This window comes from Leucobacter sp. Ag1, assembly GCF_000980875.1.
Lineage (GTDB): Bacteria > Actinomycetota > Actinomycetes > Actinomycetales > Microbacteriaceae > Leucobacter > Leucobacter iarius.
In genome coordinates, this window is the sequence record NZ_LAYO01000071.1 from 23,917 (window position 1) to 30,515 (window position 6,599).

Genomic DNA, 6,599 nt, shown 5'->3' on the forward strand with positions numbered 1-6,599 from the left:
CCGCGGGGTGTCGGGTCGCTGGCCGCTGCGCCGGCCGGGGATCCGGGGATCCCGATCAGCCCGCGCGGTCGTCGGCGACGAGCAGTTCGCCGACCGTGCAATCGAGCGCGCGGCAGATCGCGGTGAGGGTGGAGAACCGGATCGCGCGGGCCCGGTCGTTCTTGAGGACCGAGAGATTGACGATGCTGACGCCGACGGCCTCGCTCAGCTCGGTCAGGGTCATGCCGCGGGCGGCCAGCAGTTCGTCGAGCCGGCAGTGGATCGCGTGCCCGTCCTCGGGCTCGGCCGGGGTCATACGAGCCCCTCGGTCTCGCGCTCCAGCCGGATCGCCCGGCGCAGGGCGATGTCGACGAGACCGAACGCCGTCACTGCGAAGAGGACGATCAGGTACCAGCCCCACCATTCGAAGCTGCCGGTCTCGGCCGCGCGGACGCCCAGGGCCCCTTCAATGCCGTTGGAACCGAGGTTCCAACAGACGAACGCCGCGATGCCGCCTCCGAAAGCCGTCCACGTGATGGTGCGCAGGGCGCGGCTGGTCTGCAGCGTGAAGAAGCGGCCCTGTTGGAAGAGGCGGGCGAGGCGGACCGTGCAGGCGATGATGACGAGCCCGGTGAGCGCAGCCGCCGCGATCGCGAGCGCGAGGCATGCGGTGGAGACCGCGTTGACGTCGGGCACCACGACCTGCAGGTGGGTGAAGGTCCCCTGCCCCACCGGCGCGTCGGGCGCGGCTTCGGCCCGGTAGGAGACGATGCCTCGCGCCGTACCGGTCTGCGCCTTGACCGGGAGATCCCAGACGATCCCCTCGCGGGTGAAGGTGCTCAGGTACTTGCGCACCGCGAGGGCGAGGACGGAGGTTGCAGCGGCGATCCCCATGACCAGGACTGCGAGGGCATCGGCCCGCACCTTCTTCGGGTTCGATTCCTGGGGAAGCCGGTCGGATCCGGGTGTGGTGCGCATCAGACGAGCCCCTCGGTCTCGCGCTGCATGCGCTCGCCGATCACGAACACCGTGCAGACGATCGCCACGGCGAAGGCGGCGACGACGAACGGGAACGGCTCGATGCTCAGCACCGCGTTGCGCACGTCGCCGTAGTCGGAGACCTGTGCGACCGCCGCATTGGCGAGCATGTTGTCGAAGAACCGCGTCGCCGCGGCCCCGATGAGACCGGTGATGCCGGCGGTGCCGACGAGCACGGTGCTCGACCGGCCGAAGATGCGGCCGCGGGAGAGTCTGCGGCTCAGCAGGATCAGGCACAGGACCACCGTGGTGAAGGCGATCACGAGCACGAGCTGGCCGATCACGCCCGCCCAGGTGGCGATCGGCGGCACCGCGGTGCGGAGCACGGCCCGGTCGAGCAGGACCTCGACGTCCGATCCATCGGGACCGATGGGGGCGGTCGCGCGCTGATCGATGAACTCGGCTGCGACCCGGATCGGACCGCCGCCGAGCAGCTCGCCGATGCGGAGGGCGGCTCCGACGGCGACGGCGACGGCGATGACGGCGCCGACCGCGACGAACAACCAGAGCGCGACGCGGTCGCCGCGCGAGGGACGGATGTCGGAGGCGATGGTCATGATTCACTCCTTATCGATAAACGATATTAACGCTTGTCGATAAGTGTGCGGGTTCCCGCGGCTCCCGTCAAGTCGCACCGGCCTCCGGTCACGCCTGCGGCGAACACGGACCCACGGCCCGGATCCGGCGCGTACGCTGTCGGTATCGCCGGAGGTGACCGCTGTCTCCGGTACCCAGGAGGAAGCATGTTCGAGAGATTCACCGACCGGGCCCGCCGGGTGGTCGTCCTCGCCCAAGAAGAGGCGAAGATGCTCAACCACAACTACATCGGCACCGAGCACATCCTGCTCGGCCTGATCCACGAGGGCGAGGGCGTCGCCGCGAAGGCCCTCGAGCAGCTCGAGATCTCGCTCGACGCCGTGCGCGAGCAGGTGACCGACATCATCGGCACCGGCCAGCAGCCGCCCGCCGGCCACATCCCCTTCACGCCGCGCGCCAAGAAGGTGCTCGAGCTGAGCCTGCGCGAGGCGCTGCAGCTCGGCCACAGCTACATCGGCACCGAGCACATCCTGCTCGGCCTGATCCGCGAGGGCGAGGGCGTCGCCGCTCAGGTGCTCGTCAAGCTCGGCGCCGACCTCAACCGCGTGCGCCAGACCGTGATCCAGCTGCTCTCCGGCTACCAGGCCGGCAAGGAGAACGCGACGGTCGGCGCCCCCGAGTCCGGCGGCTCCGAGAAGGGCTCGGCCGTGCTCGACCAGTTCGGGCGCAACCTGACCCAGGCCGCGCGCGACGGCAAGCTCGACCCGGTGATCGGGCGCGAGAAGGAGGTCGAGCGGGTCATGCAGATCCTCTCGCGCCGTTCCAAGAACAACCCGGTGCTGATCGGCGAACCCGGCGTCGGCAAGACCGCCGTCGTCGAGGGCCTCGCGCAGGCCATCGTCAAGGGCGAGGTGCCCGAGACGCTGAAGGACAAGCAGGTCTACGTGCTCGACCTCGGCTCGCTCATCGCGGGCAGCCGCTACCGCGGCGACTTCGAGGAGCGCCTGAAGAAGGTGACGAAGGAGATCCGCACCCGCGGCGACATCATCATCTTCATCGACGAGATCCACACGCTCGTCGGCGCCGGTGCGGCCGAGGGCGCGATCGACGCCGCCAACATCCTGAAGCCGCTGCTCGCCCGCGGCGAGCTCCAGACCATCGGTGCGACCACGCTCGACGAGTACCGCAAGCACTTCGAGAAGGACGCCGCGCTCGAGCGCCGTTTCCAGTCGGTGATGGTCAACGAGCCGTCGCTGCCGCACGCGATCAACATCCTCAAGGGGCTGCGCGATCGCTACGAGGCGCACCACAAGGTCTCCATCACCGACGGCGCCATCGTCGCCGCGGTGAACCTCGCCGACCGCTACGTGCAGGACCGCTTCCTGCCCGACAAGGCGATCGACCTGATCGACGAGGCCGGCGCCCGCCTGCGCCTCTCGATCCTCTCGAGCCCGCCCGAGCTGCGCGAGTTCGACGAGAAGATCGCCGTGGTCCGCGCCGACAAGGAGCAGGCCATCGAGGGTCAGGACTTCGAGAAGGCCGCGAGCCTGCGCGATGAGGAGAAGAAGCTCATCGCGGAGCGCCTGCGGCTCGAGAAGCAGTGGCGCTCGGGCGACGTCGCGACGCACGCCGAGGTCGACGAGGGGCTCATCGCCGAGGTGCTGGCGCAGGCCACCGGCATCCCCGTGTTCAAGCTCACCGAAGAGGAGACCTCGCGTCTCCGCTTCATGGAGGAGGCCCTGCACCAGCGCGTCATCGGCCAGAACGAGGCCATCTCGGCGCTCGCGCGGACCATCCGCCGCCAGCGCGCCGGCCTCAAGGATCCGAAGCGCCCCTCGGGCTCGTTCATCTTCGCCGGCCCCACGGGCGTCGGCAAGACCGAGCTCGCGAAGGCCCTCGCGGAGTTCCTGTTCGATGACGAGGACGCACTGATCTCGCTCGACATGTCGGAGTACGGCGAGAAGCACACCGTGTCCCGCCTGTTCGGCGCCCCTCCCGGGTTCGTCGGCTTCGAAGAGGGCGGTCAGCTCACCGAGAAGGTGCGCCGCAAGCCGTTCTCGGTCGTGCTGTTCGACGAGATCGAGAAGGCGCACCCCGACATCTTCAACTCGCTGCTGCAGATCCTCGAAGAGGGTCGCCTGACCGACGGTCAGGGCCGCGTGGTCGACTTCAAGAACACGGTCATCATCATGACGACCAACCTGGGGTCGAAGGGCATCGCCGGCGGTCCCGTGGGCTTCCAGCTCGAGGGCGACACCTCGGTCGGCTACGACATGATGAAGGGCAAGGTCAACGAGGAGCTCAAGAAGCACTTCAAGCCCGAGTTCCTGAACCGCGTCGACGACACGATCGTGTTCCCGCAGCTCTCGAAGCCCGAGCTGCTGCAGATCGTCGATCTGTTCGTCAAGCGCCTGCAGGACCGCCTGCTCGATCGCGACATGCGCATCGAGATCTCGGTCCCGGCGCGCGAGCGGCTCATCGACCTCGGCTACGACCCGACGCTCGGTGCGCGGCCGCTGCGCCGTGCGATGCAGCGCGAGATCGAGGATCGCCTCTCGGAGCGGATCCTCAGCGCGGAGCTGCTGGCGGGGGACCTCGTGAAGGTGGACTTCGTGGACGGCCAGTTCACGTTCGTCACCGAGGGGTCGAACCGGGACCACTCGGCGTCCTCGGCCTCCGCGGCCGCGGCGGTCGCCTCGACGGCCCCCACCACCGACCACAGCTGATCCCAGCAGTCGAACGGAGCGCCCATCGCCTCACGGCGGTGGGCGTTCCGCCGTTCCGGGGTGTTTCCCGAGGTTTCCTGGCGGTCCGCGCGACGTTTCCGCAGCACTAGGCTGTGCCTATGCCCGAAGCAGCCGAGATCCGCATCCGCCAGGCACGCACCTCCGACGTGGCGGCCATCGCCGCGCTCATGGTCCCGCTGGTGGAGCGACGGATCCTGCTGGGCAAGGACCTGGTCGACCTCTACGGAGCGGTCCCCGAGTTCCTCGTCGCCGAGGACGCCGACGGCGTCGTGATCGGCTACGGTGCGCTGCACGTCATGTGGGAGCACCTGGGCGAGGTGCGCACGCTCGGCGTCTCGGAGGACTGGCTGGGGCGCGGCATCGGCCATCGGCTGCTCGACGCGCTCGAGCAGCGCGCTCTCGAGTTCGGCCTGAGCCAGCTGTTCTGCCTCACCTTCGAAGTGGACTTCTTCGCGAAGCACGGCTTCGCGCCGGCGGGGGAGGACGAGCAGCTGGTCGCGATCGACGTGTACGCCGAGCTCCTCCGTTCGAACGACGAGGGCGTGGCCGAGTTCCTCGACCTGGCGCGCGTCAAGCCGAACACGCTCGGCAACACCCGCATGCTGAAGGGCATCGGAGCCGCGCGCGCCTGAGCCGTGACGGGCCGGGCTGCGGCTAGCCTGGGGCCATGTCGACGCTTCGCGATCCCGTAGGACCCAAGGACAAGAGCGTCTACGTCCGGCGCCGGATCATCGTGCTCGTCGCGCTGCTCGCGGTCGTCGCCGCAGTCGTGCTCATCATCCTGAAACCGGGCGGCGTCGGCGGAGCCTCGGACGCGCCCAAGGTGTCGGTGCCGGGCGACCTCGGCGACACCGCGGCGAAGCCGACGACCTCGGCCGGCAAGAACTCGACGCCGGCCTGCGCCGAGGGCGAGCTCGTGGTGACCCCGATCACCGACAAGAGCAGCTACGCCGAGGGCGAGGAGCCGAAGCTCTCGCTCAAGGTCGAGAATCGCGGCACCAAGGCGTGCTCGGCCGACCTCGGGACCGCGACCATGACCTTCGCGATCACGAGCGGCGCCGACCAGGTCTGGCTGTCGACGGATTGCCAGAAGAAGCCCGATCATCGCTCGGTCATCCTGCAGCCGGGCAAGCCGCTCGAGACCGAGACGATCACCTGGGATCGCACCCGCAGCGGCAAGGACACGTGCGACATCAGCCGCGATCCCGTGACCGCGGGCGGTGCCTCCTACCACCTGAAGGTGTCGGTGGGGTCGGCGCAGGGCGACGGCACGGCGCAGTTCATCCTGGGCTGATCGGACGCACCGGCGGGGCCGGGCCGGTCGGCGGTTCGCGAGCGATAGGCTGCATCGCATGTACATCGGCATGATCCGCCCCGTCGAGACGACGACCATCAGCGTGCAGGGCGAGGGGCTTCCCGAGGTGCACGAGCTCGTCTACGCGCAGACCCCCGAGGGGTGGACCGTGGCCGGGATGTCGGTGGCCATGTCGAAGCACGACACCGTGCTCAGCTGCGAGGCGACGCTCGCTCGCCGGGACGGCGTCGAGATGCTGGAGGGCGCCGACTACGCGGACGTGCTCTCGAAGGTGCCCGAGGGGTACCAGCTGCTGTCGGTGCAGCCCGCCTGACCGCGGAGCGCATGGCTGATTCTCGGTGAAGATCCGGGAACATTTCGGCGTTTTCAATGGTGGGCGGCCGACCCCGGACGTACAGTGAAGCATGGAACGCAAGCAGGAGCCCACCGCACGCACCGGTGGCATTCGTGTCGAGATTCAGCAGGGCAGCAACGAGGCGGTCGCGGTCGACGAGCTGGTCGACGACCTGCTCCACGGCAACGTGACGGGCATGCTCCACGCGCTGCACGAACCCCACGACGAGGGCCACGAAGGCCACTCCTCGAAGAAGTAGGCGGCGCCCGCGCTCCCTACTCGGTCGGCTCGATCGGCGGGAGCGACGGCTCCCGCGTGAGCGCTTCGATGCGCAGCGCGAACCACAGCTCCGAGCGGTCGTCGGCGTCGCCGAACGAGCGGCCGGTGAGCTGCTCGATGCGCGCCAGGCGGTCCCGCAGCGTGTTGCGGTGGATCCGCAGCTCGGCCGCCGCCGGCTGCCGCTGGCCGTGATGGGCGAGCAGCACCCGCGCCGTGCGCCGGAGCTCCTGCGCCTCGGCGTCGACGGCGGTCGCGAGCGGTCCGAGCACGGCGGCGACGATGCCTGCGAGGTCCGCGGATCCCGCGAGCACCGCCTCGAACACGGGCTCTTCGCGATCGACCCAGCGGACCCGGGGCGCCGGCGCCTCGC

At 69.5% G+C, this 6,599-nt stretch carries 9 protein-coding genes; 5 read left to right on the forward strand and 4 right to left on the reverse strand.

The window, feature by feature from the left end; genetic code table 11:
- Window positions 1-55: 55 nt before the first annotated feature.
- From XM48_RS03280 to XM48_RS03290, 3 genes are read right to left on the reverse strand one after another with little or no spacing between them, the layout of a single operon-like run.
- Window positions 56-295 carry a helix-turn-helix transcriptional regulator gene (locus XM48_RS03280; RefSeq protein ID WP_046454358.1) on the reverse strand — a complete coding sequence of 80 codons (240 nt, stop codon included), beginning with the start codon at window positions 293-295 and terminating at the stop codon, window positions 56-58.
- On the reverse strand, window positions 292-957 hold the full coding sequence (locus tag XM48_RS03285) for a hypothetical protein (RefSeq protein WP_046454359.1): 666 nt from the start codon (window positions 955-957) through the stop codon (window positions 292-294). Before XM48_RS03285 ends, XM48_RS03280 begins: the two co-directional genes overlap by 4 nt.
- Window positions 957-1,574, reverse strand: coding sequence for a DUF2975 domain-containing protein (locus XM48_RS03290; protein WP_046454360.1), 618 nt, complete (start codon window positions 1,572-1,574; stop codon window positions 957-959). The genes XM48_RS03285 and XM48_RS03290 overlap by 1 nt, the downstream gene beginning before the upstream one ends.
- Window positions 1,575-1,760: 186 nt before the next feature.
- On the opposite strand from XM48_RS03290, the gene XM48_RS03295 reads away from it, so the two are divergent.
- The 5 genes from XM48_RS03295 to XM48_RS03315 all read left to right on the forward strand — a co-directional run bounded on the left by XM48_RS03295 (window position 1,761) and on the right by XM48_RS03315 (window position 6,209).
- The gene (locus XM48_RS03295; protein WP_046454361.1) at window positions 1,761-4,280 is read left to right on the forward strand and encodes an ATP-dependent Clp protease ATP-binding subunit; all 2,520 of its coding nucleotides are present in this window, start codon (window positions 1,761-1,763) and stop codon (window positions 4,278-4,280) included.
- Between the two features lie 119 nt (window positions 4,281-4,399).
- Window positions 4,400-4,933, forward strand: a complete 534-nt coding sequence (locus XM48_RS03300) for an amino-acid N-acetyltransferase (RefSeq protein ID WP_046454362.1) — start codon at window positions 4,400-4,402, stop codon at window positions 4,931-4,933.
- A 35-nt stretch (window positions 4,934-4,968) separates the two neighbouring features.
- Window positions 4,969-5,595 carry a hypothetical protein gene (locus XM48_RS03305; protein ID WP_046454363.1) on the forward strand — a complete coding sequence of 209 codons (627 nt, stop codon included), beginning with the start codon at window positions 4,969-4,971 and terminating at the stop codon, window positions 5,593-5,595.
- A gap of 58 nt (window positions 5,596-5,653) precedes the next feature.
- Window positions 5,654-5,929, forward strand: a complete 276-nt coding sequence (locus XM48_RS03310; protein WP_046454364.1) for a hypothetical protein — start codon at window positions 5,654-5,656, stop codon at window positions 5,927-5,929.
- A gap of 91 nt (window positions 5,930-6,020) precedes the next feature.
- Window positions 6,021-6,209, forward strand: a complete 189-nt coding sequence (locus XM48_RS03315; RefSeq protein WP_046454365.1) for a hypothetical protein — start codon at window positions 6,021-6,023, stop codon at window positions 6,207-6,209.
- Between the two features lie 16 nt (window positions 6,210-6,225).
- Here the strand turns inward: XM48_RS03315 and XM48_RS03320 are convergent.
- On the reverse strand, window positions 6,226-6,599 hold a 374-nt coding region (locus XM48_RS03320; protein WP_046454366.1), incomplete at its 5' end, for a CdaR family transcriptional regulator.

Coding starts and splice junctions, on each gene's coding strand:
- XM48_RS03280 (WP_046454358.1), bottom strand. CDS start 295: ATGACCCCGGCCGAGCCCGAGGACGGGCACGCGATCCACTGCCGGCTC.
- XM48_RS03285 (WP_046454359.1), bottom strand. CDS start 957: ATGCGCACCACACCCGGATCCGACCGGCTTCCCCAGGAATCGAACCCG.
- XM48_RS03290 (WP_046454360.1), bottom strand. CDS start 1,574: ATGACCATCGCCTCCGACATCCGTCCCTCGCGCGGCGACCGCGTCGCG.
- XM48_RS03295 (WP_046454361.1), top strand. CDS start 1,761: ATGTTCGAGAGATTCACCGACCGGGCCCGCCGGGTGGTCGTCCTCGCC.
- XM48_RS03300 (WP_046454362.1), top strand. CDS start 4,400: ATGCCCGAAGCAGCCGAGATCCGCATCCGCCAGGCACGCACCTCCGAC.
- XM48_RS03305 (WP_046454363.1), top strand. CDS start 4,969: ATGTCGACGCTTCGCGATCCCGTAGGACCCAAGGACAAGAGCGTCTAC.
- XM48_RS03310 (WP_046454364.1), top strand. CDS start 5,654: ATGTACATCGGCATGATCCGCCCCGTCGAGACGACGACCATCAGCGTG.
- XM48_RS03315 (WP_046454365.1), top strand. CDS start 6,021: ATGGAACGCAAGCAGGAGCCCACCGCACGCACCGGTGGCATTCGTGTC.